The 23,823-nt window shown below is 58.9% G+C and carries 22 protein-coding genes; 12 read left to right on the top strand and 10 right to left on the bottom strand.

What is annotated here, in order from left to right; genetic code table 11:
* Positions 1–7: 7 nt before the first annotated feature.
* From tcuB to ACK4TM_RS03445, 3 genes are read right to left on the bottom strand one after another with little or no spacing between them, the layout of a single operon-like run.
* Positions 8–1,120 (bottom strand): tricarballylate utilization 4Fe-4S protein TcuB, encoded by a 1,113-nt coding sequence (gene tcuB / locus ACK4TM_RS03455; RefSeq protein WP_409696763.1) that lies wholly within the window; start codon positions 1,118–1,120, stop codon positions 8–10.
* The gene (gene tcuA, locus ACK4TM_RS03450; RefSeq protein ID WP_409696760.1) at positions 1,110–2,513 is read right to left on the bottom strand and encodes an FAD-dependent tricarballylate dehydrogenase TcuA; all 1,404 of its coding nucleotides are present in this window, start codon (positions 2,511–2,513) and stop codon (positions 1,110–1,112) included. Before tcuA ends, tcuB begins: the two co-directional genes overlap by 11 nt.
* The gene (locus tag ACK4TM_RS03445) at positions 2,506–3,213 is read right to left on the bottom strand and encodes a GntR family transcriptional regulator (RefSeq protein WP_409696757.1); all 708 of its coding nucleotides are present in this window, start codon (positions 3,211–3,213) and stop codon (positions 2,506–2,508) included. The genes tcuA and ACK4TM_RS03445 overlap by 8 nt, the downstream gene beginning before the upstream one ends.
* A 28-nt stretch (positions 3,214–3,241) precedes the next feature.
* Here ACK4TM_RS03445 and ACK4TM_RS03440 point away from each other — a divergent pair, with 28 nt between their 5' ends.
* The 6 genes from ACK4TM_RS03440 (at position 3,242) to ACK4TM_RS03415 (ending at position 11,520) form a co-directional block, all read left to right on the top strand.
* A complete protein-coding gene (locus ACK4TM_RS03440) occupies positions 3,242–4,321 on the top strand; it encodes an AbrB family transcriptional regulator (RefSeq protein WP_409696754.1) in 1,080 nt (359 codons plus the stop codon).
* Between the two features lie 130 nt (positions 4,322–4,451).
* Positions 4,452–5,531: a tricarboxylate transporter gene (locus ACK4TM_RS03435; RefSeq protein WP_409696752.1), complete on the top strand. Its 1,080-nt coding sequence runs from the start codon at positions 4,452–4,454 to the stop codon at positions 5,529–5,531.
* A 148-nt stretch (positions 5,532–5,679) separates the two neighbouring features.
* Positions 5,680–7,620: a tripartite tricarboxylate transporter permease gene (locus ACK4TM_RS03430; protein ID WP_409696749.1), complete on the top strand. Its 1,941-nt coding sequence runs from the start codon at positions 5,680–5,682 to the stop codon at positions 7,618–7,620.
* 10 nt (positions 7,621–7,630) lie between these two features.
* Positions 7,631–8,716, top strand: coding sequence for a 4-oxalomesaconate tautomerase (locus ACK4TM_RS03425; RefSeq protein ID WP_409696746.1), 1,086 nt, complete (start codon positions 7,631–7,633; stop codon positions 8,714–8,716).
* A gap of 129 nt (positions 8,717–8,845) precedes the next feature.
* On the top strand, positions 8,846–10,528 hold the full coding sequence (locus ACK4TM_RS03420; RefSeq protein WP_409696743.1) for a thiamine pyrophosphate-binding protein: 1,683 nt from the start codon (positions 8,846–8,848) through the stop codon (positions 10,526–10,528).
* Positions 10,525–11,520 (top strand): NAD(P)-dependent oxidoreductase, encoded by a 996-nt coding sequence (locus ACK4TM_RS03415; RefSeq protein ID WP_409696740.1) that lies wholly within the window; start codon positions 10,525–10,527, stop codon positions 11,518–11,520. The genes ACK4TM_RS03420 and ACK4TM_RS03415 overlap by 4 nt, the downstream gene beginning before the upstream one ends.
* On the opposite strand, the gene ACK4TM_RS03410 is transcribed toward ACK4TM_RS03415, so the two are convergent.
* Positions 11,480–12,421 (bottom strand): LysR family transcriptional regulator, encoded by a 942-nt coding sequence (locus ACK4TM_RS03410; RefSeq protein ID WP_409696737.1) that lies wholly within the window; start codon positions 12,419–12,421, stop codon positions 11,480–11,482. The two genes, ACK4TM_RS03415 and ACK4TM_RS03410, sit on opposite strands and share 41 nt — an antisense overlap.
* 89 nt (positions 12,422–12,510) lie before the next feature.
* On the opposite strand from ACK4TM_RS03410, the gene ACK4TM_RS03405 reads away from it, so the two are divergent.
* Positions 12,511–13,263, top strand: coding sequence for a sulfite exporter TauE/SafE family protein (locus ACK4TM_RS03405; RefSeq protein ID WP_409696734.1), 753 nt, complete (start codon positions 12,511–12,513; stop codon positions 13,261–13,263).
* Here the strand turns inward: ACK4TM_RS03405 and ACK4TM_RS03400 are convergent.
* Both ACK4TM_RS03400 and ACK4TM_RS03395 read right to left on the bottom strand, forming a co-directional pair.
* Positions 13,258–13,950, bottom strand: a complete 693-nt coding sequence (locus tag ACK4TM_RS03400) for a transporter substrate-binding domain-containing protein (RefSeq protein ID WP_409696731.1) — start codon at positions 13,948–13,950, stop codon at positions 13,258–13,260. The two genes, ACK4TM_RS03405 and ACK4TM_RS03400, sit on opposite strands and share 6 nt — an antisense overlap.
* Positions 13,951–14,056: 106 nt before the next feature.
* Positions 14,057–14,980, bottom strand: a complete 924-nt coding sequence (locus tag ACK4TM_RS03395; RefSeq protein WP_409696728.1) for a GntR family transcriptional regulator — start codon at positions 14,978–14,980, stop codon at positions 14,057–14,059.
* Between the two features lie 116 nt (positions 14,981–15,096).
* Between ACK4TM_RS03395 and ACK4TM_RS03390 the strand changes: the two genes are divergently transcribed.
* From ACK4TM_RS03390 to ACK4TM_RS03380, 3 genes are all read left to right on the top strand, one after another.
* On the top strand, positions 15,097–16,149 hold the full coding sequence (locus ACK4TM_RS03390; RefSeq protein ID WP_409696725.1) for an Ldh family oxidoreductase: 1,053 nt from the start codon (positions 15,097–15,099) through the stop codon (positions 16,147–16,149).
* Between the two features lie 113 nt (positions 16,150–16,262).
* The gene (locus ACK4TM_RS03385) at positions 16,263–17,372 is read left to right on the top strand and encodes an isocitrate/isopropylmalate dehydrogenase family protein (protein WP_409696722.1); all 1,110 of its coding nucleotides are present in this window, start codon (positions 16,263–16,265) and stop codon (positions 17,370–17,372) included.
* Positions 17,369–18,088: a transporter substrate-binding domain-containing protein gene (locus ACK4TM_RS03380; RefSeq protein WP_409696719.1), complete on the top strand. Its 720-nt coding sequence runs from the start codon at positions 17,369–17,371 to the stop codon at positions 18,086–18,088. Before ACK4TM_RS03385 ends, ACK4TM_RS03380 begins: the two co-directional genes overlap by 4 nt.
* Here the strand turns inward: ACK4TM_RS03380 and ACK4TM_RS03375 are convergent.
* The 4 genes from ACK4TM_RS03375 to ACK4TM_RS03360 form a co-directional block, all read right to left on the bottom strand.
* Positions 18,078–19,046 (bottom strand): AbrB family transcriptional regulator, encoded by a 969-nt coding sequence (locus ACK4TM_RS03375; RefSeq protein WP_409696835.1) that lies wholly within the window; start codon positions 19,044–19,046, stop codon positions 18,078–18,080. The genes ACK4TM_RS03380 and ACK4TM_RS03375 overlap by 11 nt on opposite strands.
* Before the next feature lie 192 nt (positions 19,047–19,238).
* Entirely contained in the window at positions 19,239–20,357 is a 1,119-nt protein-coding gene (locus ACK4TM_RS03370; RefSeq protein WP_409696716.1) for a 4-oxalomesaconate tautomerase, read from the bottom strand.
* A complete protein-coding gene (locus ACK4TM_RS03365; protein ID WP_409696713.1) occupies positions 20,350–21,021 on the bottom strand; it encodes a 4-carboxy-4-hydroxy-2-oxoadipate aldolase/oxaloacetate decarboxylase in 672 nt (223 codons plus the stop codon). The genes ACK4TM_RS03370 and ACK4TM_RS03365 overlap by 8 nt, the downstream gene beginning before the upstream one ends.
* A gap of 132 nt (positions 21,022–21,153) precedes the next feature.
* Positions 21,154–21,888 carry a PIG-L deacetylase family protein gene (locus ACK4TM_RS03360; RefSeq protein ID WP_409696710.1) on the bottom strand — a complete coding sequence of 245 codons (735 nt, stop codon included), beginning with the start codon at positions 21,886–21,888 and terminating at the stop codon, positions 21,154–21,156.
* 290 nt (positions 21,889–22,178) lie between these two features.
* Between ACK4TM_RS03360 and ACK4TM_RS03355 the strand changes: the two genes are divergently transcribed.
* The gene (locus ACK4TM_RS03355; RefSeq protein ID WP_409696707.1) at positions 22,179–23,375 is read left to right on the top strand and encodes a LysR family transcriptional regulator; all 1,197 of its coding nucleotides are present in this window, start codon (positions 22,179–22,181) and stop codon (positions 23,373–23,375) included.
* A 224-nt stretch (positions 23,376–23,599) separates the two neighbouring features.
* The coding region (locus ACK4TM_RS03350; RefSeq protein ID WP_409696705.1) for a carboxymuconolactone decarboxylase family protein at positions 23,600–23,823 on the top strand (224 nt) is incomplete at its 3' end.

Here is a 23,823-nt window from a genome sequence, read left to right as displayed (position 1 = left end):
CTTGTCCTTAGCTGATTTCGCGCTGACGTTTATCCTGTGCCTCGCGCACAAGAGCAGCAAAACGGTAGAACCCATGCGCCATCTTTGAATATGGCATCAACAGAAAGAACGTCAGCACCGCGCCCAGATGCAGTGCCAGCATCAGCCCAAGTGCGCCGGTGCCAGTCGCGGCATATAACGCCAGCCCGGAAAAAGCGACGAAGCCCAAAAGCCAGATGAACGCGACCTCGCCAGATTGGTGACCAGGTGTGCCAAGGTCCGGGTCGGCTTTGCTGCGCAGTAACAACATCGCAACACAGCCGACGACCAAGAGAAGGCCACCCGGAATACCCAGCAGCTTTGGAATTGAAAAGAAACCATAAGGTGCGGGTTGGTCAAAGACGTAATGGAGGATCGTGGCAGAGCTTGTTGACGCAAAACACAGCAAAAACCCATACATGACCGCATGATGTGCGTATCGCCGTGCATTCGTATACCGCGCGCCATCTTCGAAATTGCAGCCCTGATCCTGCCCGCCGGAGAGATTTTTCATTTGGCCGGCCGCAACCACGGCAGACCGAAAATCGGAAAGAAGGGGACGTGATCCACCAACCTCGATCCAGTATCGCCGCAAGCTGATGGCAATGGCGAACAATGGTAGCAGAAAGGCGGGGGCAAAGATCGCCACCATGATGTTATGCCCCAGATAGGCGTAAAACCCTTCGCCGCCGCCGGGCAAGGCCGCGATGGCGATAAAGATCAGCGCGGCACCGACGATCAGCGCAACGGCGAGTGCTGACCCATGCGACTGGAATGTCCGCGCCAATCCCGCGGGCCATGCAAGCCGTTCCCAGCTATCCGTGCGGGTTGCGGCCAGTGCACGCGGCAGATTCAGCGCGAATTCATGTGGAGCCGTATATTGGCAAGCGTAATAGCAGCCCCGGCAGTTATGGCACAGGTTGGCGAGCTGGGTGATATCGCCATCGGCAAAAACCTTTTCGCGGGTGATCGCGGGAAAGACGGCACAATAGCCTTCGCAATAGCGGCAGGCATTGCAGATTTCTATCTGACGGCGGGCTTCCATGACCGGATCGGTCGAAATGGCACCGGGGTCAGTTTGAAGGGTAACATCAAGCGACATGGGCTGCGGCCTCTTTTCCTGCGATACGTCCGAAAACTGTTCCTATCGTCATGCCAAATCCGGCAAGATAGCCTTGGCCGAGGATTGAACCTGCCATCATTTCACCTGCGCTCCAGACATTGGGGTAAAGACCTGTGGGGCCCGTCGCACGGGCGCCCAGATCAACTTTCAGCCCCAGATACGTAAAGGTAACGCCAGGGCGTAGTTCATATGCGTAATAGGGCGGTTCTGATATCGGGCGTGCCCAGTTGGTTTTGGGCGGCGTCAGCCCGTCTGTGGCCAATCCGTCCAGTTTCTGCGGCTGGAATGGCCCGTCGCGGCAAGCCGCGTTGAAATCATTAATAGTGGCTTGCAAAGCATCGGCGTTGAGTCCCATTTTCTGTGCAAGGCCGGGGATCGTTTCTGCGGATTCCGGTGGATAGACCGATGGCATAAACAGATCGATGGACCGAGAATCGATGATCGAATATGCGACTTGATCGGGCTGGGCGGCCACAAGCCGACCCCAGATAGCATAGCGTTTTGGCCAGACATCCTCGCCCTCGTCATAGAACCGTTGGCCGTCCTTGTTGACCACGACCGAAAATGGAACGCAGTCCAGTCGCGTGACGATGCCGCCGTCGAATTTTGGGGCGCGCCCGTCAATCGCCACGGCGTGGCATTGTGTCGGATCGCCCACGGAAAGCGCGCCTTGATCAAGCATATCCTTGAGTACCACGCCGCGATTGAAGGGCGTGCCGCGGATCAGGAAATTGCGTGCAGCTTCGCCCCATGCGCGTGCAAGCCAGTCGATATCCGACTGAAAGCCACCTGATGCGAGCACGAATGCCCGCCCACGGATGGTGACAGGCTCACCATTGATCTCGGCATCAAGATGGGTTGCCCGGTCACCGTCAAAAGCGATGTGGGATACTTTTGCTTCGTAGACGACGGTCACGCCAAGATCGGCGGCGGTCAGATAGTATGCATTCATCAACGCCTTGCCACCACCCAGGAAAAACGCATTCGTGCGGTCCAGCGACAATGTACCGGACAGGGATTTCTGAAAGCGCACACCGTGTTCCTGCATCCAGGGCAGGCATTCCTCGGACGAGCGGATCGCGTGGCGCGCAAGATTTTCGTCGGTTTCGCCTTTGGTGACGCGCAGAAGATCTTGCCAGAATTCTTCTTCATCATAGGTATCGACGAGCGGACCCAGCGGGCCGTAATGCATGCAGCGAAAGTTCCGCGTATGCCGTGAATTGCCGCCACGGTATCGCTCGGGTGCGGCTTCAAGAACCAAAACCGATGCCCCCGTTTCGGCGGCTTCCAATGCGGCACAAAGCCCGGCATTGCCGCCACCCACGATGACCACGTCCCAGATGCGGCTTTCGATCTGGTCCTTTTCAGTCATTTTGTCCTCCCGATTGCGTAGTTGCCTGTCGCAGCATGCGCAGCCGCGTGCGCTGTGCGTGTTCCATGTGAGTGCGCATCTCTGCTTCTGCACCAGTGCCGTCGCGCTGGATAAGCGCATCCAGCACGGTTTGATGTTCTTGCACCGCGATGCGCGCCCGGTCAGGTGATTCCAGTGCCGATGGCCCAAGCAGCAGCAACGCATTCTCAACCGAGGCCATCGCGCGCAGTAAGAACCGGTTGCGCGCCGCGTCGAGCAGCCGCAGATGAAACTGCCGGTTCAACCCGATCAGCCGGGACGTGTCTGTCAGCGCGCCACGCATGTCGTCGTTGATCGCTGCCAGTTCGTCCAGTTCAACAGCGGATGCCGCGCGCGCCGCAAGACGCGCAGCAGTGCCTTCCAGCACTGTCCGCATTTCGTAAAGTTCCATGATTTCAGAATATTCGAGGATTCGAACGACCGCGCCGGTGCGTGGCTGATGGTCTATCATTCCCTCGGATTCGAGGCGCCTGATCGCTTCGCGGACGGGCGTGCGGCTGGTTTGCAAGCGCTCCGCGAGTTCTGTTTCCGTCAAACGGGTCCCCGGCAAAAGACGGCCCGCGCGAATTTCGGCACGGATGCGTTCATAGGCAGTTTCGCTTTGCAAAAGGTGCTGACCACTGTCTGCGCTCGCGGGTATGGCGTTTTTATCTTGCGTCATGCATCCACGTGTATACGGTCGGATACAAATGAGTCAAGATGCCACCCCTCCTTCGGGCAGACCTGCCCTGCTGCGTGCAAAGACGCTGGTGCTAGCCGCTGGGGGTGCTGTGCTGTTCTGGTTTATGGGTGTGCCATTGCCGATGCTGTTCGGCCCGATGTTCGCTTGTCTTGTAGCTGCTTTGTCGGGTGCGTCGCTGAAAGGCGTTGGCCCCGTGTCGGATATTGGACGCACGGTGCTGGGGGTTGCGGTGGGTGCTTCGATATCGCCTGCGGTATTGCAGCAGGTGCCGCAGATGCTGGGTTCAGTTGCCTTCGTCCCGCTTTACATCGCGGTCATCGGGCTGGTGGGCGTGCCGTATTTCCGTAAGGTTTGTGGTTTTGATCTGCCCACGGCCTATTTTTCGGCGATGCCGGGCGGATTGCAGGACATGGTTTTGCTGGGCAAAGAGGCGGGCGGCGATCCGCGAGCGTTGTCGTTGGTTCATGCAACGCGGGTCCTGATCATTGTCACGATTGCACCGATTGTGCTGATCTATTTCTTTGGGCGGCCTTTGTCTGAACCGATTGGCGCGCCCGCGTCAGACATTCCGGCGATGCAGCTGCTGATCATGGCGTTCGCGGCGATCGCCGGCTGGAAGCTGGCCGAAAGGGTCGGTCTTTTCGGTGCGGCGATACTTGGCCCGACGATCTTGACCGCGGCACTGTCACTTGCCGGAGTAATCGAGCATCGCCCCCCCCGCGAGGCGATATTAGCCGCGCAATTTTTCATCGGTCTGATGATCGGTGTCGGTTATGTCGGTGTGACATTCGCCGAATTGCGCAAGGTGGTTCTATCTGGCACGGTGTTTGTCATCATACTTGCGATCCTGGCCGTTCTGGTGACAGAGATTGTCGTGGTACTCGGCCTCGCGTCGCCCGTTGAAGCATTCCTGGCTTTCGCGCCGGGTGGTCAGGCAGAGATGACGGTGCTGGCAATTGTCGCCGGTGCCGATCTCGGGTTTGTCGTGATCCATCATCTGACACGACTGACCCTTGTCATTTTGGGCGCACCGTTGTTTGCGGCGTTCGTCGGGCTGCGGCGTCCGCTTAAAGGTATGGATGAATAAATTTCATCCAAGTTTTATTTATATGCATTTGTATTATGAGCCTGTCTTGGTCATCATTTGAAAACGGTGGGGTCTAGGCGCTGCTGTTGTGTGGCACATTGCCGCAAATTGACTACTGGGAGGAGAAATCATGACAAAACATATGGTGAAAGCCGCGGCTTTGGTCGCGTTAATGACAGCCTCGGGCGGACTGCACGCGCAGACACTTGAGGGTAAGACAGTCGACTTTACGATTCCATTTTCGGAATCTGGCGGTTCGGGCCAATGGGCAAACTTTTTTGCCCCGCGTCTGTCGGCAGCCTTGCCCGGCAACCCAACTGTCGTGGTCCGGTATCGGCCCGGTGCGGGTTCGACCGAAGGGGCCAACTGGTTTCAGGGCCAGCAAGCCCGCGGCGATGGCCTGACCATTTTCGGTGATTCCGGTTCAACCAAATTCCCCTATCTTCTGGGTGATCCTTTGGTTCGTTACGAATACAATGACTGGCAACCTATTCTTGCTTCGGCAACAGGCGGTGTCGTTGTCCTGCCTGCTGATCTTGGTGCGCGCTACGACGGTAGCATGAATGACTTGCAGGATGAATTCTATCTCTATGGCAGCCAAGGTGCCACGACGCTTGACCTTGTGCCGCTGCTGGCCTTCAGGATGCTGGGCCTGCAGGTCGATCCGGTTTTCGGGGTTGATGGTCGCGGTGGTGGCCGGTTGATGTTCGAACGTGGCGAGGCCAATATCGACTATCAAACATCGTCCGCTTACATCGCGAACGTATTACCTTTGGTCGAGGATGGTCTGGCCGTTCCGATTTTCACATGGGGTGCTTTGAACGCTGATGGCGATATCGTCCGCGATCCGACGTTCCCTGATCTTCCACATTTCGGAGAGGTTTGCGAGGCGACCGACGGATGTGAAACCGAAGGTGTCGCGTGGGACGCATACAGGTCTTTCCTGATTGCAGGCTTTGCAAACCAGAAGACCATTTTCCTGCCCTCTTCGGCGTCTCAGGAGGTTGTCGACATGTATACCACCGCGCTGAACGAGATCATTTCTGCGCCCGGTTTCATGGAAGAAGCGGCCGAAGTTCTTGGCGTCTACGAGCAGCTTACCGGCACTGCTGCCGTCACTGCGACAGAACAGGCGACGACAATTTCTGACGAGTCCAAGCAATATGTATTGGACTGGTTGATGGAATCTTACGGCATCTCGATGAATTAACTCCGACAACCTACAGCGCCCCCGCCCGAATGTGCCGGGCGGGGCATGTTTCCCCAGCCGCTGATCGGAGACCATTATGGAAACGCTTGCTTTTGCTATGCCTCAATTGCTTGAGGCCCTTTCGCTCATTTTTCAGCCAGCGCAGTTGATGTACCTCACCGCGGGTGTCCTGCTCGGGCTTTCTGTCGGTGTATTGCCAGGACTTGGTGGCATCGCCGGTCTGGCGCTGATTCTGCCGTTTTTATACGGGATCGACCCGGTTTCAGGTTTGGCGCTGATGGTCGGCATGATTGCTGTCATCCCGACGTCGGACACATTTTCATCCGTCCTGATGGGTATTCCGGGATCGTCTGCCAGTCAGGCCACAGTGCTGGACGGATTTCCACTGTCAAAACAGGGACACGCGGCACGCGCATTGTCTGCTGCATTCGTGTCGTCGCTGTTCGGGGGTGTTTTTGGGGCAGTTATCCTGACATTTTTCATCCTGATCGCAAGACCGTTGATTTTGTCCTTTGGTCTGCCTGAAATGCTGATGATCACCGTGCTTGGCCTGTCGATGGTCGCGATCTTGTCGGGGCGTATCCCGCTGAAGGGCGTTGTCGCGGCAGGGCTCGGGATCATGCTGGGCACCATTGGGTCGGCCCCGTCAGGTGGCAGCCTGCGCATGTCCACCTTTGACACACCTTATCTGATCGACGGGTTCCAATTGGTGATCGTCGGACTTGGCATCTATGCCATCCCTGAGATCGTGTCGCTTTTACGGCGCGACCGCGCCATATCGGACAAGGCGTCGCTTGGTGATGGCTGGGTTCAGGGTCTGCGCGATTGGTGGGAACATAAATGGCTGTCATTCCGCTGTGCAATTATCGGCGTGTTGGTCGGCGTGATCCCCGGTCTTGGCGGATCTGTCGTTGACTGGCTGGCCTATGGTTCGGCCGTGCAGACGGCCAAGGACCGGTCCAAGTTCGGTCAGGGCGATATCCGCGGTGTGATCGCGCCCGAAAGCTCTAACAACGCCAAAGAGGGTGGGGGACTTGTCCCGACCTTGATTTTCGGTATCCCCGGTTCTGGGTCGATGGCGATCTTTCTGGGCGGCCTGGCCATGCTGAACATGACCCCCGGCCCGCAGATGATCCGCAACAATCTGGATGTGACCTATACAATTATCTGGTCGCTTGCGCTAGCCAACGTGTTGGGCGCAGCGCTGTGCATTCTGTTGTCGCGGCACATCGCCAAGATCACCACTATCCGTTTCACGATTATCGCGCCTTACCTGTTCATGATCATCGCCTTCGCGGCGTTCCAGTCACGGCAATCGGCGCTTGATCTGGCAGCGCTGGTCGGCATTGGCATCATCGGTGTTTTCCTGCGCCGGTTCGATTTCTCGCGTCCGGCCTTTCTGATCGGCTTTGTGTTAAGCACGCAAACCGAGATTTTTGTTAATCAGGTTTATCAGGTCGCGGGCGCCCGGTTCCGCCGGTCGTTTGAGATCGGGATGGACTATCTGATTTCACCCATCACCGTGTCACTGCTGGTGATCACAATCGTGTCCATTGTCGTGGGCATAAAGGCGTCGCGCAATATTCGCGAGAATATTGAGGCGCCGACAGCCGGCAAGATGGCACCAGCCATTTTTCTGGGGCTGGTTACCGCCTATCTTGCGATATCAACTTATGACGCGTCGACTGTGTCGCGCCTGCAGGATCGCATCTTTCCGCTGACAATCGGACTGGTCACACTGGGCTGTTCGCTGCTGCTGTGTCTGCGGATGCTGCGCACGTCTGCCACTGATGAAGTGTTCATCGACCTTGAAGCGGGGGATGAAGGGCAGGCACCCCACGGTCTTTGGGCAACGCTGAGCTGGTTCTTGTTTCTTGTCGTGATGACATTTGCAGTTGGCTTGTTTCTGGCGCTGACTGTGTTCCTGGTGGCCTTCTTTCGCAAACAGGGCCGCTTTAACTGGTGGCGCACCTTGCTGGGTGCTGCGATCGGGCTTGGCATTATTGTCGGGCTTGCCTGGGTGCTTGGCCGCGATCTTCCGCCGGGAATGCTGCAATCCTACACCGACCTTCCATGGCCCCTTATCTGACGAGAGCAACATGACACAAACTGCAATTCCTTATCTTTTTCTCCGAGGTGGCACTTCTCGAGGGCCTTATTTCAAGCGTGCGGATCTTCCCGAGGATCAGAGCGCGTTGTCCGAAGTTCTGATGGCTGCGGTCGGTGCCGGGCATCCGCTGAATATTGACGGTATTGGTGGCGGCAACGCTGTGACCACCAAAGTCGCGATGTTGTCGCCATCGCAGCGCGATGACTGCGATGTCGATTACTTTTTCGCGCAAGTCGCCGTCGAGAAGCGCGAGGTCGACTACCGTCCGACTTGCGGTAATATTCTGGTCGGCGTCGGGCCAGCCGCCATCGAAATGGGGATAGTGGCCGCGCAGGATGGTGAAACACTGGTCCGCATTCACGCGGTGAATACCGGTGCGATCGTCGCGGCGCGGATACAGACACCCGCGGGCAAGGTGAACTATGCCGGGGATGTCGCCATTGCTGGTGTGCCCGGGACGGCTGCCCCGATATCGCTTGGTTTCATGGAAACTGTCGGGTCTGTGACAGGTGCGCTGCTGCCGACGGGGCAGGTCATTGACATGATCGACGGCATTGCTGTGACCTGCATGGACGTGGCTATGCCCATCATGATCGCGCGCGCCGAGGACTTTGGCTTGACCGGCTATGAAACACGTGACGAGCTGGATGCAAACACTGCGTTTTTTGACCGTATCGAACCGATCCGCCTCAAGGCGGGTCAACTGATGGGGCTGGGTGACGTGGCCAGTTCGGTGACGCCGAAACTGACGCTATTGGCCAAGCCGCGTCATGGCGGAACAATTTCGGCCCGGTATTTCATGCCGTGGTCCTGTCATCCATCGATGGCGGTAACAGGTGCGCAATGTCTTGCTGCCTGCACCATTGTTCCGGGGACAGTGGCCGACGGGTTAGCGCAAGGCGCGGATGCCGATGCGGGACCGTTGACGATTGGCATTGAACATCCAAGCGGGACCTTTGATGTCGTGGTCGATTTTGCGCGTGAGGGGAAAGATGTGTCCTTCCACTCTGCCGGGGTCGTGCGGACTGCGCGGCTGCTGGCGCGCGGGGATGTGTTTGTGCCGCAATCCCGTTGAGCCTTGGGCTGCAAATCGCAGGATCACCTTTTTCGGTTTAAAATTGAGCCGGTTTAAAAGGCGCAACCTTTCGGGTGTTTCATCGAACACCCGAGGGGCGAAGAACAAATGATTTATGAAGGAAAGACGATGGCTCACCATGTGTTTGAATCGCTCGCGGAAAGTTTTACCCGGGAGGGGGTAGAGACGTGTTTTGCCCTTCTGGGCGACGCGAATATGAACTGGGCGACGACCCTTGCGGAACAATCGACGCGGATGATTTATGTTCGGCACGAACATTGTGCGGTGGCTGCCGCAACCGCCTATGCGCGTAAAACGGGCAAGGTCGGCGTGGCGACCGTGACCTGCGGGCCGGGGTTGACGCAGGTGTTGACTGCCTTGCCTGCCGCGGTGCGTGCGGGGATACCGCTTGTCATTTTTGCGGGCGAAGCACCGCTGGGCGCCGGGTGGTATAATCAGGAAATTGATCAAGCCCCCTTCGTCCGGGCGACGGGAGCACACTATCGTTCGCTGCACCACATCCCCCGCATGACAACCGAAATCCGTGACGCGTTTGTCATGGCGCGAGAAAACCGGTGCCCTGTCGTTCTGGGTGTGCCGTTTGATCTTCAGTCCCAACTGCTGGATGCGCCCTTGCCACAGCCGGATCCGTCCGACGCGATCATGCCGCGCATCGCGCCGATGCCTGCGCATCCCGATGATCTGTCGCGCATCGCGGCACGGATAAATGCTGCAGAACGTATCGTTATTCTTGGCGGTCTTGGCGCGGCGGCGGCAGGTGCGGACCCTGCTTTGCGGCAATTGGCTGACAGGGTTGGCGCACTTCTTGCGACGACACTGCCAGCCCGCGGATTATTCAATGGTGATGCTTATTCCGTTGGCATTGCAGGGGGATTTTCCACACCTTTGGCGCGCGCCTTATTTGCAAAGGCGGATCTGGTGCTGGCCTTCGGGTGTCGGCTGGCACAGCACAATATGGACAAAGGCAAGCTGTTTGCGGGTGTCGAGATTGTCCAGATTGACACGCATCCACGCACCATAAGCCAAGGTATGGTGGCCGCATCTGGACATATGCGCGCTGATGCAGGGCAGGCGGCTGAGGCATTGCTGGCGCTGGTCGATGCCAAAAAGGGCTGGCGAAATCCGAAACTGGGCGCGGCGATTGCGACCGCGCCTTCCGATCTGGCGACCTTTCCGGTGGAACCCGACGTGCTTGACCCAAGAGAGGTGGTCGCCAGTCTGGACGCGATCCTGCCGCAAGAGTGGCAGATGGTCAATTCATCTGGGCATTGTTCATTCTTTTTCGCACATATGCAGCGGCCATTCGCAAAGTTTCTAACGATCCGTGAATTCGGTGCCATCGGCAACGGCCTGTCCTACGCCATCGGTGTGGCGGCGGCCCGTCCTGAAGAAACGGTGGTTCTTTTTGACGGTGACGGATCGGTTCTGATGCATGTTCAGGAATTGGAAACCTGCCGTCGGCACGGGTTGAACATTCTGGTCTGCGTTCTCAATGACGGGGCCTACGGGTCTGAAATCCACAAGTTGCGCGACGAAGGATTGTCTGATGCGGGCGCTGTCTTTGGCAGGACCGATTTTGGTCAACTCGCGCGCGGCTTTGGCGTCAAAGGGCACCGGGTGAACGATTTGTCGATGCTGCCGGATCTTTTGCAGGACTTCGCGACCAGAGGGGGCGTGGAAGTGTGGGATTTCCCGACCTCGGACCGCGTCGCCTCGCCGGTGGTGCGCAGGGCACATCCGGGCGGGCATGTTGGCACCGAACATCCGATTTCGTTGAAGGGATTACTGTGAAAATTCAAATACTTGACGACTGGTATGACACGTTGCGTGGCCTGCCGTCTTTTGCCATGCTGAAAGACCACGAAGTGACCGTCTGTCAGGACAATGTTACCGACCCAGCCTTGTTGGCTGAACGTCTTGCGGATGCTGACGTTGTAGTGTTGTTCAGAGACCGGACCGCGATAACGTCTGATATCGCAGCGCGTTTGACGGGACCCAAGCTTGTCGCGATGCGGGGTCAATATGGGCATGTCGCGGTTGATGCACTGACGCAGGCGGGTGTTTTGTTCTGTTCACGCATGTCCAAGGACGGTCCGTCGCTGTCGACGGCTGAATTGGCATTTGGTCAGATCATCGCCGCCCTGCGCTATCTACCTGAGCAGATCGCATCAGTCCGCGCAGGGCACTGGCAGGGCGCCGCCCCCGTGGGGCGCAATGTGTCAGGCAAGGTGCTGGGGCTTTACGGATACGGTGGTATCGCACAGGTGCTTGCTCGATTTGCCGATGCGTTCGGGATGCCGGTGGTGGTCTGGGCGTCAGAGGCGGGGCAAGAGCGGGCCAAAGCCGACGGGCGTACCGTTGCCAGCAGCCGACGGGCGTTTTTCGCTGAATGTGATGTCATTTCAATCCATAAGCGTCTGACGCGCGAGACGCGCGGTGAGATTGTCCAAAGTGACCTGATGGCGATGAAGCCAGAGTCTGTTCTGGTCAACACATCGCGTGCGGGTTTGATCGCAGAGGGGGCGGTGCTTGCTGCCCTGACGGCAGGGCGCATCGGGCGCGCAGCACTTGATGTGTTCGAAAACGAGCCGGCGACGCCGGACAATGACGCGCTGATCGCCCATCCCAACGTGATCGCAACGCCGCATATAGGCTTTGTGACGGCAGAAGAACTGGACCGCCAATTTCAGGATATTTACACGGTGGTGAATGCGTATGCTGCAGGACAGCCGACGGATATGATCAATCCTGAGGTATGGGCGAAGCTGCAGGCGGCGAAGTGATATGATGGTGGAACCTTGCGCGTAGCTCTGCCTCTATCAGGTCCATCAGTTCCGTGGCCTGCGGCGACAACGGCACGCCCCGACGTGAAACGATACCAAGCGTTCGTTGCAGGCGGACATCCTGAAACGGTACATTGATGACGCCCGGAGGAGCCATCGAAATGGCGGTTGCAGGCAAAATGGTCGCGGCGAGGCCAGCATCGACAAGTTTCAGCGCGAGCGGCCCGGATTGCACTTCGAAATGCCAACGGAGTTCTTCGCGCATGTCCCCGAAAGCGACATCCAGAAGTTGCCGGTTACGCGATTGCGTCGAGATGCGCGCCAGCCGTAGCCCGACCAGATCTTTCAACGTCACGCTGTCCCGGCCTGCCAGAATGTGGTTGCGATGCAAGAACAGCAGATAGTCTTCGACAACAATCGGGCGCATCCGCAAATCGGGCAGTTCTGCCGAAACGATGGTCACGCCAAATTCAGCAACACCGCTGCGCACCACTTCGGAAATGCGGGCGGCGGCAATATCATGCACTTCAGCGGCAAAATCTGTATGGCGTTCGGCCATCTGGTCCAGCACGATGGGCAGCACCGAATTGGCGATAGACGGCAGACAGGCAAAGCCAAGGTGCCGGTTTCGTCGTTGCGCTGTCTTGCGCACCGCATGATAGGCGTCATGCAGGGCCGTCAAAAGGCTGCGTGCTTCGGGAAGCAACCCCTGACCGATCTCTGTCAACGACACTTCGCGACTGGACCTTATCAACAGTGGCGCCCCAAGGTCCTCCTCGATTTTGCGCAGCCGGTGCGACAAAGCCGCTTGCGTCAGGTTCAACGCATCCGCCGCGCGCTGGAACGATCCGTATTCGGCAATCGCCAGAAATGCCTCCAGCCCCAGATAATCGACCCTCATGTCCGCCCCCTTCGCATGCTTGCCTGCTGCAGTGTTCGTGCCAGGGCAAATGCCGGGACAGCAGTCATCATAATCAATGGAAGTGCAAGATGAACCTCTTGGAATTTTTAATGCCTGACGGCATGACCGGGCTGACGTTCGGCATTCTTGTTATGGCCAGCTTCCTGTCCTCGCTCATTACATTTGTGTTCGGAATTGGTGGTGGCGGGCTATTGCTGGCCATTATGGCGGCGCTGGTGCCGCCTGCCGCACTGATCCCGACGCATGGCGTGATACAGCTAAGTTCGAATTTAGGGCGCGTGGTGATCGTGTTTCGTCATGTGTTTTGGCCCGCGCTGCCTGCGTTTGTTGTCGGCTCTGTCTTTGGGGCGGTGCTGGGTGGCATGGTCGTTGTCAGCCTGCCGCCTGCTTGGGTGCAGATCAGCATCGGTGCATTTGTCGCATGGTCGGTGCTGGGCAAGACCCCGACGGGGTTACGGCGCTGGCCACTGGCGGTAGGCGCAGTATCCAGTTTTCTGACGATGTTTTTTGGTGCGACGGGTTTGTTCGTGGCTGCCTTTACTAAGGCGCAAGAGCTTGGGCGGCATGCACATGTGTCGACCCATGCGGCGCTGATGACGGTGCAGCATGGACTAAAGACGTTTGTCTTTGGCTTGCTTGGCTTTGCGTTTGCACCCTGGCTGCCGTTCATCGTCGTGATGAGCGTTGCGGGCCTGCTTGGGTCGCTGATTGGCAGCCGGTTTCTGAACCGGATTGATGACCGGCGCTTTCGCTTTTGTCTGGACGCAGTTCTGCTCCTTTTATCGATACATCTGATCTACGCGGGCTTGACCGGTTTATAGGGCATCCGCGCAGGGCAGGGCGCAGCCGGGGTCCATTCCGTGGCGTTCACATATTGCTGCAATCGCACCACTTGCCGACAAATCCCCCAGGAAAGCGACCAGCGCCGCATGCGCGTTCGGGCGATTGATTGGCACGGCCATTGCCTGCTTGATCTGCATGAAAGGCGGGTGCAAGACGCGTGCGCCGGGGCGGTTGTTTGCCTCGCGTTGCATGACAGATCTGATCCCTGACATCGCTGCGATGGTGCCATCATCCAGCGCAGCAAGAGCGTCCCGCATATCGTCAAAGATCACCAGATTTGCCTGATCAAGCTGCCGTTCCAGCGCAAGTCCGTACGCGCTGCCCGCGACTGTCCCGATAGGCAGCCCCGCGCCGATCAGCGCGGCCCCATCGGCAACATCGCAGCGCGGGCCGGCAAGGTAGCTGCCGTCAATCTGGATATAGGGGGCTGAGAAAGCCAGAGTTTTGGCGCGCTCTGGATCAACGGCCAGAAAACAGACATCCCAAGCGTCCGATTGCGCTGTATCAGCGACATCCTTGGCGCGATGATAGCCAACGAATGTCAGGCCGAGCGACATGTGTTTTGCCAGGGCATTGGCGATATCGACACTGATACCGACAGGTTGCCCTGCGGGGTCACGCCCGGCCAGCAGCCGGTTGCCAAAATTCAGGGCGACCCGCAGCAACCAGTCGGCGCAAATTCGTGGCGTAGATCGTTCACGACTCAGGCTCCTATCAATTTGTAATAACGTCACTTTCTTGGGGTATTCAGCGGCTTTTCTACCGCTGCCGTCAGCATGATGTGCCTGCGCTAGTCATGTCCTGCGCGGGGATCAAGCCAAGTGCCGAAAGGCTGTGGCGGACCTTGCGCAGATGGGTCTCCATCTGATGGGCAGCCGCTTCGTGGTCGCCCGCTTCAATGAGGTCAAGAATCTGCAGATGTTCGCGCGCCTGGCGGTAATAACGATTGCGGTCATCCATTGCGCTGTAGGACAGCAATCGCCTGACCCGGTTCACCCGCACCAGCGCCTGTAACATAAAGGGGTTGCGCGCGCCTGTCATCACCATCTCGTGGAACTCGGCACCATGAAGATATAGCGTATCGGGCGGAACCCGGTCAATCGTGCCATCCAGCAGGTCATATTCTACACGGCGCAGCCGCGCGATCACCTCGGCGGGCAGGTGATAGGATGGCAGCCGCAGCGCCGCCGGTTCGAGGATCAGCCGCATCTGCGTTGTATGCGCCAGCGCATCGGGCGCGGTCAGGTCAGTATTGATGTTCCAGCCATAACCCGCCCGCTTTTCGGCAATCCCTTCGCGGATCAACCGGCCCATCAGGTCGGCGGTCTGACGTTTGGTCAGGGCGAACCTGTCGCGGATTTCCTGCTCTGTGATCTGCTGCCCGATGGTCTGCGCCACCAGAAGACGCGCCAGCTTTAGATAGGCGATATGGACCGGATCAAGGGGCGGTTCTGGCGTCGCGGCAGCATCTTGGCACACAAAGAAACCGCGGTTCGGGGCGTGGCGGATGCGGCCCGTTTTGGCCAGCTCCCGTAGCGCCTGTTCGACCGGCCAGCGGGATACCGCAAACCGCCGCGCAAGGTCAGCCGTGCGCAAATGCGCCCCTTTGGGCAGGGATTCAGACTCGATCAGCGCGGCGATATCGGCGGCAAGGCGTGGGCTGATACGGTTGCGCGAAGGCGGCGACGTGGACAATAGCGGTGCTTTCTGAACTGGACCTTTACGATATCACAGGGGCGGGCCGGTTTCACTATTGTATTTTTAAGCTTAAAAAGAATATCACTATCCACGGATAGGGGAGGATCTTAGTGATGCCAGAGCAAAGTGCAATTTTTACCGAAGCTGCGCTGACCTCTGCTGTCGCTGCGATGTTTGTTGCCCATGACGTCCCCGAAGGGGATGCCCGCCGGGTGGCCGAATGTCTTGTGCTGGCCGACCTGCGCGGCGTCGTTTCGCACGGGGTTTCGCGTGTCCCGATCTATCTTGATCGCTTGCGTCGCGGCCTTGTCAAAGCGCAGCCGCAAATGGTGATGGAACGGCCGCTTTCAGTAGCGGCGCGTCTGGATGCGGATGATGCGCTTGGCTTTGTGGCGGCGACCCGCGCGATGGCCGAGGCGGTCGATATGGCACGCAATCACGGGATGGGCATGTGCGCCGTGCGCCGTTCGACGCATTTCGGGATGGCGGCGAATTATCTGTTACAGGCCACGGACAGCGGTATGGCTGCCTTTGTCTTTACCAATGCATCGCGGGCCATGCCGATCTGGGGCGGGCGGTCGCCTTTTCTGGGCACCAGTCCATTCGCCTTTGCCGCGCCAGCCGGTGAACGGCCCGTGGTGCTGGATATGGCACTGTCGGTCGTTGCCCGCGGCAAGGTCCGCCGCGCCGCTGCGCGGGGCGAACCCATTCCGGTTGGCTGGGCGCTGGACGCGGATGGCAACCCGACCACCGACGCGCAGAAAGGATACGAAGGTGTCGTGTTGCCGCTGGCTGGTGCGAAAGGGTCCGGGCTGTCGTTGATGATGGAAATCATCGCGGGGGTCATGTCCGGCTCGGCATTCGGCGGCAATGTGCGCAACCAATATACCGATTTTGACGCGCCGCAGGATGTGGGCCATGTCTTTATGGCTTTCCGCCCCGACGTCTTTCTAGAACCCGGCGCGTACGAGGAGCGGATGACTGACCTGATCCGCCGCGCCAAGGACCAGCCGCTTGCCGCCGGTGTCGACGAAATCATGATGCCCGGCGAAATCGAGGCCCGCGCCACGGAGACGCGTCGCCGCGAGGGCATCCGCATCGATGGCGACGATTTACGCCTGCTGGCAGAGGAAGCGGCCCGCGTCGGCGTGGCGTTGCCCCACTAATGCGGATGGTGCGAAAATGTGGCGTCTGTGATCCGCGGTGGAACGACTGCCTGACGCAGACCGGACAGCTGATAGGCGATATATGGAAACCCGATTAAACAGGAACGCCGAATATGCGTACTGACGATCACGCCCCCGTTTCGTTGCTGGTGCTTGATGGCGACGGCATCAGCCCCGAAATCATCCGTGCCACGCTGGATGTGCTGGATGCGGTGCAACGCCGTCTTGATTTGCCGTTTGACCTGACGCGCGCCGAGGTCGGGTTGAAGCCGCTAGCGACATTTGGCACGACCGTTCCTGACAAACTGCTTGATCAGGCGCGTGCTGCAGATGGTGTCATCCTTGGTCCGGTATCGCACAATGATTATCCCCCGGAATCCGAGGGCGGCATCAACCCGTCGGGATTTCTGCGCAAGCATCTGGACCTTTTCGCCAATATTCGTCCCGCCCTGTCACATCCCGATTTTCCAGCGCGCTGCGGCGTCCCGGTCGACCTGGTGATCGTGCGCGAAAACACCGAAGGGTTCTATGCCGACCGCACGATGTTTGCCGGAACCGGAGAGTTCATGCCCACTCAGGACGTCGCCATTGCCATGCGCAAAGTGACGCGTGAAGGCTCTACCCGCATCGCCGAGGCTGCGTTTCGCATCGCCCGCCAGCGCGGTGGCAAGTTGACTGTTGTTCACAAGGCGAATGTGCTGCGCATCAGCGACGGGCTGTTTCTGGCCTGCACGCGTGAGGTGGCCAAGGCATATCCCGACATCGCGGTAGAGGAAATACTGGTCGATGCGATGGCGGCGCTTCTGGTGCGCGACGCGTCGGCATTCGATACGATTGTGACGACCAATATGTTCGGCGACATCCTGTCTGATCAAGCGACCGAGATTGCGGGCAGCATTGGTCTTGCGGCCTCGCTGAATGCGGGGGCGGATCACGCGATGGCGCAGGCGCAACACGGGTCGGCGCCCACACTTGCGGGGCAGGACAGGGCAAACCCGGCATCGCTGATCAATTCGACCGCCATGCTGCTGCGCTGGCTTGGCGGGCGTCGCGCCGATCCGCGCCTGCATACCGCAGCGAGGATGATTGAACAGGCGGTCGCCACAGTCATTGCGGTACCGCAGTGGCGCACGGGCGATATGGGTGGGCCGCTGGGAACCTCGGCGTTCGCCGCGAAGATCGTGGCGGCCATCGAGACAACACAAGCGGGAGAGATGGAATGAACAGTGACAATCTGAATGCGCTTTTGGCGCCTACTGGCACGCTGCGTGTGGTGATCAACACAGGCAATGCGATCCTGACGCGGCCAAGCGACGATCCAGAGCCTGCCGGTGTTTCGGTCGACCTGGCGCGCGCCTTTGCCGCGGCACGCGGCCTGCCGCTGGATTTGCTGACGGTGCCGAATGCCTCTGCCTCAGTCGGGCTGGTTTCTGACGGTAAGGCGGATCTGGGCTTTTTCGCGGTCGATCCCGCCCGTGCTGCAACGGTCACCTTTACCAACCCTTGGGTGCTGATCGAGGGATGGTATCTGGTTCCCGACGCGTCCCCGATCCGAACGCTGGATCAGGTCGATCAGTCCGGTATCCGCATCGCGGTGGGCAAAGGCAGCGCCTATGACCTTTATCTCAGCCGTACGATTGCCCACGCCTCGCTGGAACGTGTGAAGACCTCGCAGGAGGTGGTCGATTTCTGCCTGCGCGAGGGGTTTGAGGTTGCGGCCGGAATCCGTCAGCAGCTGGAAGCCGATCAGCGCCGCGTGCCGGGCCTGCGCTTGTTGCCTGAACGTTTCATGGTCATCGCGCAGGCCATGGGGCTGCCCGCAGGGCGTGATCCGCGTTTGACAGCGGCATTGAACGCATTTCTGGCGACAGCCAAAAGCACTGGACTGATCAGCGAGTTGATGGAGAAGAACAACACCAAAGGGGCTGTCATCGCTTAGGATGTAGCCCCCATAGGGTCGCCAGACGTGCGGTCATATTGATAATCAGCGGTGCCGTCGGCAGGATAATGAATATCCTGACCAAGTGAAATGCAGTCACAACCGCGATCCCTTCTTGCAATATTTTTGCGGTCAGGGCCATTTCCGTGACACTGCCGGGCGCAGTTGACAGAACCATGACTGTCCAAGGCTGGCCCGTGATCCACGAAAGCCCAAGGCCCATACCCACGCAAAGCGCTACCATGACGAGTGAAGAGGCCACCGCCGCTGGTATAAAGCTGCCGGCCCGCCTGATCAGGTCACGATCAAACGCGGCCCCGAGCCAGACCCCCAGAAAGACCTGGGCGACCACCAAAACGGGGTAGGGATATGCCGTCACAGGAAGGCTGAGCGCGGCAGCGACGGCGGAACCGCCGATAGACCCGACAAAAAACGGATTTCCAAGCCTGACCGTCAGCGCGGTGAACGCCCCCGCCACGCCGCAACAGCATAAAAGAATGGCACCCGCTGGCGTCCAAGGCATTGCGCGCAGAATAGCAATCGGATCTTGGATATTGTCGGACAGGGCGACCAAGGCGGGGGGGATAAAGATCACAAGAATCATAATGCGCAACGTCTGCGCAAATATGACCGGTCCCGGCGCAACACCGTGGCGATTGGCGAGGTTTGCACTTTCCACCGGTCCCATCGGGATGGACGACAATGTTGCTGTGATGACGTCAACTTTTGCCATGCGCATCAAAAGGGCCGCTACAGCGAAACCAGCGACGATTGTCAGGACTGCCCCGCTGATCATCGGAATGAACAAGCTGGATAAAGCTGCAACTGCCGTCGGCGTGAACGATAACCCCACTGAAGACGCGACAATCGTCTGACCGATGGGCCGTGTCACTGCGGGTACATTCACAGGCAGGTTGGACAGGCGCACCGCTGTTGCAAAAGCCATCGCGCCAATCATCCATGGAAGGGGTAAATTCAGCCAGTTCCCAATGGCCCCACACCCAAGCGCGCCTGCATAAATCAGCAAGACGTGCCTTAATCCTGCAAAGTTGATTCGATAGGCGCGCATGATCGTTCCTTCACTATTCCCGACAGCGGGCGAGGGTGCCGGACAACAGACCAAGTAAGGGTCGGGCGAACAAAGCGCGCTCTAATGACCTGAATTCGATCCGCTTACCCCGGTTCCCGCAGATGGTCTCAGTCTTGGTGCCGGAAAAACACGTCCGTCGAAAAGCTTGCGCGCCGTGCGCAGCGTTCCGGCGCGGATCACGCGGCCTTTGTCGTCCCGCTCTATCAGGATTTCAGTGCGCCCGGTCGGATGTTCCACCATGCAGATCCCGTCATCGGGCAGTTGCGCGACCGCGCTTGCCGCAGAGCTTGGCAAGGTGCAGGCGGTGACAACACTGACGGCGGCAAAGACGCCGATGGTCGCGTGGCAGCGGTGCGGGATGAAAGAGCGCGTGTTAATCGTGCCGCCTGCCTGCGGCGGTGCGACCAGCGTCATCTTTGGCACGCTTTTGTCTGTCACGTCGCCAAGGTTCATCATTGGCCCGGCGATCAGGCGGATCGCCTCCAGCTTCTTTTTCAAATCGGCGTTTGCATCAAGGTCGTCGCGGCTTTCGGTCCCTGTCACATCAACGTCGCTTGCGCGCAGGATCACACAGGGCATGCCGTTGTCAATCAGCGTGCAGGCGATGCCGTTAATCACGTCTACCGCGTTCCCGGTCGGCAAAAGCGCGCCGCACATCGCTCCGGCGGTATCTTCAAACATCAGCGGAACGGCCGCATGCGCGCCTGGAACGCCGTCAATCGACGCAGCGCCTGCATAACTGACGTGCCCGCCCGGGGTCGCGATCCGGGCGGTAGCCACCTGCCCGGTGTTGAGCATGTGAATACGGACCGGGGTTTCGTCGCCCGCGACCGCGACAAGACCACGTTCGATTGCCGCAGGGCCGACACCCGCAAGGATATTGCCACAACCCTGCGCGTCGCTCACGATTGACTTGTCGACGTAGACCTGAAGAAAGAGATAGTCCACATCCGCGTCGGGCCGCGTCGAAGCGGACAGGACAGCAACCTTGGATGCCAGCGGATCGGCACCGCCAATCCCGTCAATCTGGCGCGGATCAGGCGATCCCATGATCCGCAACAACAGTGCATCCCGTTCCTGTGACCCTGCGGGCAGGTCTTCTCTCAGAAAATATGCGCCCTTGGACGTTCCGCCTCGCATCCACAGGCAGGAAATGCCGTCGATTTCGTCCTTAGACATACCGCAAGCCTTTCTCCTGCAGCCGCGCCCGCATGTCGTAAATATCAAGCCCGAGTTCCCCTGACGCCAGCCTCTGCCGCTTGACTTCTTCAGCGTCGAGGCGGGCCTTGGCCTTTTCCAAGACCTCCGCCGCCTCGGCATAGGCCACGACGACCACGCCGTCATCATCCGCCACGATCACGTCGCCCGCCATGATGGTCTGGCCCGCGCAAACGATGGGCACATTCACCGAACCCAGGGTCTCTTTGACGGTGCCCTGCGCACTGATCGCGCTGGACCAGACGGGAAAGCCCATTGCAGCAAGGTCGCGAATATCGCGCACCCCGGCATCGATGACCAATCCCCTGCACCCGCGTGCCATCGCGGAGGTTGCCAGCAGATCACCGAAATAGCCGTTATTGCAGGGCGAGGTTGGCGCAAGAACAAGGATATCACCCTCTTGCAGCTGCTCGATCGCGACATGAAGCATCCAGTTGTCGCCGGGCGGAGCGCTGATGGTGACTGCAGATCCGGCGATCTGCGCGCCCTCATAAATTGGGCGCATGTTCGCGGCGAGGCATCCACTACGCCCCTGCGCCTCGTGCACCGTTGCGACACCCGCTTTCCCAAGTGCCGCGATTACGCCGGCGTCCGCCCTTTCGATGTTCTGTTTGACGACAGCCATTTTCAGTCCTCCTGTTTCAGTGGCGAAAACCTGCAATCCCAGACCCGTCTGACAAGGCGCGACCACCACCGTGATGATCCCGACACAGGTGGAAGGCGCGTTCAAGCCGCGTCACGCGACGGGCGATGGCGCCTAAAGTTCATCAACAGTGCGTGGAAAGATCGACTCGAACCCTTCGGCATATTTGCAGTCACGCCCGCCGGACATACCGCCAGAGTTGCGTTTGAAGTGGTTTGCTCGGTTGATCGCGACGCGGGTGTAATATTCCCACAGGTGTTCCTGCCCTTGCATCGCCTCGATCGCCGCGCGCTTTTTGTCCCAGACCGGGGTAATGTCGAGGAAGGTGTCGGGCTTCCAGCCCATCTGCTCGGTCTGGTGCGGCTCAAACAGATACATTTGCGGCGCGCCCAGCACCTTTTCCCCCGGATTATGCCCCCAGGCCTGTGCGATCATCCTGCATTCCAGCGCCGCCTGTGTCGTATTCATGTGGTCTGTATTGTAGGGGTCGTATCGTGAATGGCTGAGCATAAAGGCCGGTTGCACCTTTCTGATCACGTCCACCATCTTCATCTTGTTCTCGCGCGTAAATTCGAGAGGGTAATCGCCCAGATCAAGGCAGACGAGGTCATGCACGCCAAGCTTGTTGGCTGCCACCTCCGCCTCTTTTCGGCGCACGTCCTTGACGCGGTCCAGCGTCATACCTTCATCCTTCCACAGCTTGGCGCTTTCGCCACGCTCTCCGAAGGACAGGCAGAGAACTGTCACGTCATAGCCCATTTCGGCATGCAACGCGATTGCCCCACCGCATCGCCAGACGAAATCAGCCGCATGGGCAGAAATGACAAGTGCGCTTTTGTTCGCGGGCATTGCGGCTTCCTTTGCTGGATATGCATGATTGATCCCACGAAGAAACACCGCCTTTCAATTCCAAAGTGCGTGAGACGTTATAAGTATTCGCTATTGCAGATCGCACCGAGATGATAAGAACGGCACATTATGCACAACGCGGAAAAGAGTTCATGACCTCCACGCCGGCGACTGCCAAACCATGCGTTTTCATCAGCTTTGGACGGCCACGCCCGACGTTGGCGCAAGCTGGCGCAGCAACCCCCACTCCAGTCGCACCATGAGCGTGGCATCAGATATCCGGCCCTGCTGTGATCTATCGTAACCTGCGCCACCTGCGCATCTTTCTTGCAATTGCACAGACCGCATCAGTGACACGCGCCGCCGCGTTGTCGCATGTTTCCCAACCTGCGGTGACGCAAGCCCTTAAAAAGCTGGAACAAGGTTTGGGGCTGCCCCTGTTCGACCGGACGCCACAAGGGCTGTTTCCGACACCATGCGGCGAGATTCTGCGCGCGCGACTCAAAAGAGCTTTCGCCTATCTTGATCCGGCACTCAGAGAACTTTCGCCACGGATGCCCTTGACCGTGACGACGGCGCAGTTGGACGCGCTGATTGCGGTGCATGAGGTCGAGAATGTGACGCTTGCTGCGCGGCGTCTTGGCCTTGCGCAGCCGACCGTGCACCGCGCACTTGCGCGGCTTGAACAGGAATCCAAGCGCCTGTTGTTCAAGCGCACATCATACGGGTTGCTGGCGACACGGCAGGCCAGCGATCTTTGCCTTGCTGCCCGCCTTGCCTTTGTCGAGATTGGTCAGGCCAGCGCAGAAATCACCGAGCTGGACGGTGGCGAGGGTGGCCGCATCGTCCTGGGTGCATTGCCATTGTCCCAATCGATCATCCTGCCGCAGGCGCTCGCCCAGTTTCGTATCCTGCGCCCTACCCAGAAGATCACCGTGATAGATGGGCTGTATGACGAACTGTTGGGTGGCCTGCGCCGCGGTGACATTGACGCGATGCTGGGTGCCTTGCGTGATCCACTGCCAATCCGCGATGTGGTGCAAGAGCCGCTATTTAATGACGGGCTGTCAATCCTCGCCCGCCCCGATCACCCGCTGGCCAGCACGCCGGACCTGCGTCTGGCTGACCTCGTGAATTACCAATGGGTGGTGGCAAGGGATGGCACGCCTGCGCGCCAGCAATTCGATTCAAGCTTTGCCGAAGGCACGCTGCCACCTTCTGTCATCGAAACCGGGTCGATCCTGCTGATGCGCGAACTTTTGCTGATCAGCAATCACCTTGGCTGCATCTCAAGCGCACAGGCTGAAGCGGAAGTTGCCAAGGGTTTGCTGGCCCGGCTGGATGTGCGCAGCAGTTGGGCTGGCCGGATGATCGGGCTCACATCCCGCGTAGGGTGGATGCCGACGCAGGGTCAGGCGCTGATACTGGATCTCATTCGCGACATTGCGTGCAGGACGCGGCCCGACCGACGCGCTTTGCCATTGTAAACGCGCCGTTTTCTGATTTGATGTCAACACTGGCGCGGAATAACAAGCTGCTGATTTCCTGATCACTGCCAATCCCTTGGCCAGTCCGGTCATCGTATCGCGCGCGGTGACTATCATGGCTATCCTGTTGTGCGGTATGGTAACAAAGATGCGTTATCGCACGTGTGACATTTACGGCAAGGCCTGTGCTGCCTATCCACGCGCCAGAAAGGGATACTGAAACGATGACTGACCGCTTTGAAAAAGGCATGCGCGTGCGCCGGTCCGTATTGGGTGATGCGCATGTGGATCGTGCCGAGGCTGCCAAAACCGACTTTGATGCGAGCTTTCAGTCGCTTATCACCGAAGCGGCATGGGGCACTGTATGGGCGTCCGAGGCGATTACCCTGCGTGAACGTTCGATGATCACGCTGGCCTTGCTGGCGGCCACCGGCACCTTTGAAGAAAT

The sequence above is a fragment of the Yoonia sp. genome (assembly GCF_046292185.1).
Lineage (GTDB): Bacteria > Pseudomonadota > Alphaproteobacteria > Rhodobacterales > Rhodobacteraceae > Yoonia.
The sequence above is the reverse complement of the archived record's forward strand: the minus strand, read 5'-3'. Positions and strand labels throughout refer to the sequence as shown.

Coding starts and splice junctions, on each gene's coding strand:
- ACK4TM_RS03430 (WP_409696749.1), top strand. CDS start 5,680: ATGTACCTCACCGCGGGTGTCCTGCTCGGGCTTTCTGTCGGTGTATTG.
- ACK4TM_RS03435 (WP_409696752.1), top strand. CDS start 4,452: ATGACAAAACATATGGTGAAAGCCGCGGCTTTGGTCGCGTTAATGACA.
- ACK4TM_RS03440 (WP_409696754.1), top strand. CDS start 3,242: ATGAGTCAAGATGCCACCCCTCCTTCGGGCAGACCTGCCCTGCTGCGT.
- ACK4TM_RS03390 (WP_409696725.1), top strand. CDS start 15,097: ATGCCAGAGCAAAGTGCAATTTTTACCGAAGCTGCGCTGACCTCTGCT.
- ACK4TM_RS03420 (WP_409696743.1), top strand. CDS start 8,846: ATGGCTCACCATGTGTTTGAATCGCTCGCGGAAAGTTTTACCCGGGAG.
- ACK4TM_RS03380 (WP_409696719.1), top strand. CDS start 17,369: ATGAACAGTGACAATCTGAATGCGCTTTTGGCGCCTACTGGCACGCTG.
- ACK4TM_RS03375 (WP_409696835.1), bottom strand. CDS start 19,046: ATGATTGGCGCGATGGCTTTTGCAACAGCGGTGCGCCTGTCCAACCTG.
- ACK4TM_RS03445 (WP_409696757.1), bottom strand. CDS start 3,213: ATGACGCAAGATAAAAACGCCATACCCGCGAGCGCAGACAGTGGTCAG.
- ACK4TM_RS03410 (WP_409696737.1), bottom strand. CDS start 12,421: ATGAGGGTCGATTATCTGGGGCTGGAGGCATTTCTGGCGATTGCCGAA.
- ACK4TM_RS03370 (WP_409696716.1), bottom strand. CDS start 20,357: ATGTCTAAGGACGAAATCGACGGCATTTCCTGCCTGTGGATGCGAGGC.
- tcuA (WP_409696760.1), bottom strand. CDS start 2,513: ATGACTGAAAAGGACCAGATCGAAAGCCGCATCTGGGACGTGGTCATC.
- ACK4TM_RS03425 (WP_409696746.1), top strand. CDS start 7,631: ATGACACAAACTGCAATTCCTTATCTTTTTCTCCGAGGTGGCACTTCT.
- ACK4TM_RS03360 (WP_409696710.1), bottom strand. CDS start 21,888: ATGCCCGCGAACAAAAGCGCACTTGTCATTTCTGCCCATGCGGCTGAT.
- ACK4TM_RS03365 (WP_409696713.1), bottom strand. CDS start 21,021: ATGGCTGTCGTCAAACAGAACATCGAAAGGGCGGACGCCGGCGTAATC.
- ACK4TM_RS03405 (WP_409696734.1), top strand. CDS start 12,511: ATGAACCTCTTGGAATTTTTAATGCCTGACGGCATGACCGGGCTGACG.
- tcuB (WP_409696763.1), bottom strand. CDS start 1,120: ATGTCGCTTGATGTTACCCTTCAAACTGACCCCGGTGCCATTTCGACC.
- ACK4TM_RS03385 (WP_409696722.1), top strand. CDS start 16,263: ATGCGTACTGACGATCACGCCCCCGTTTCGTTGCTGGTGCTTGATGGC.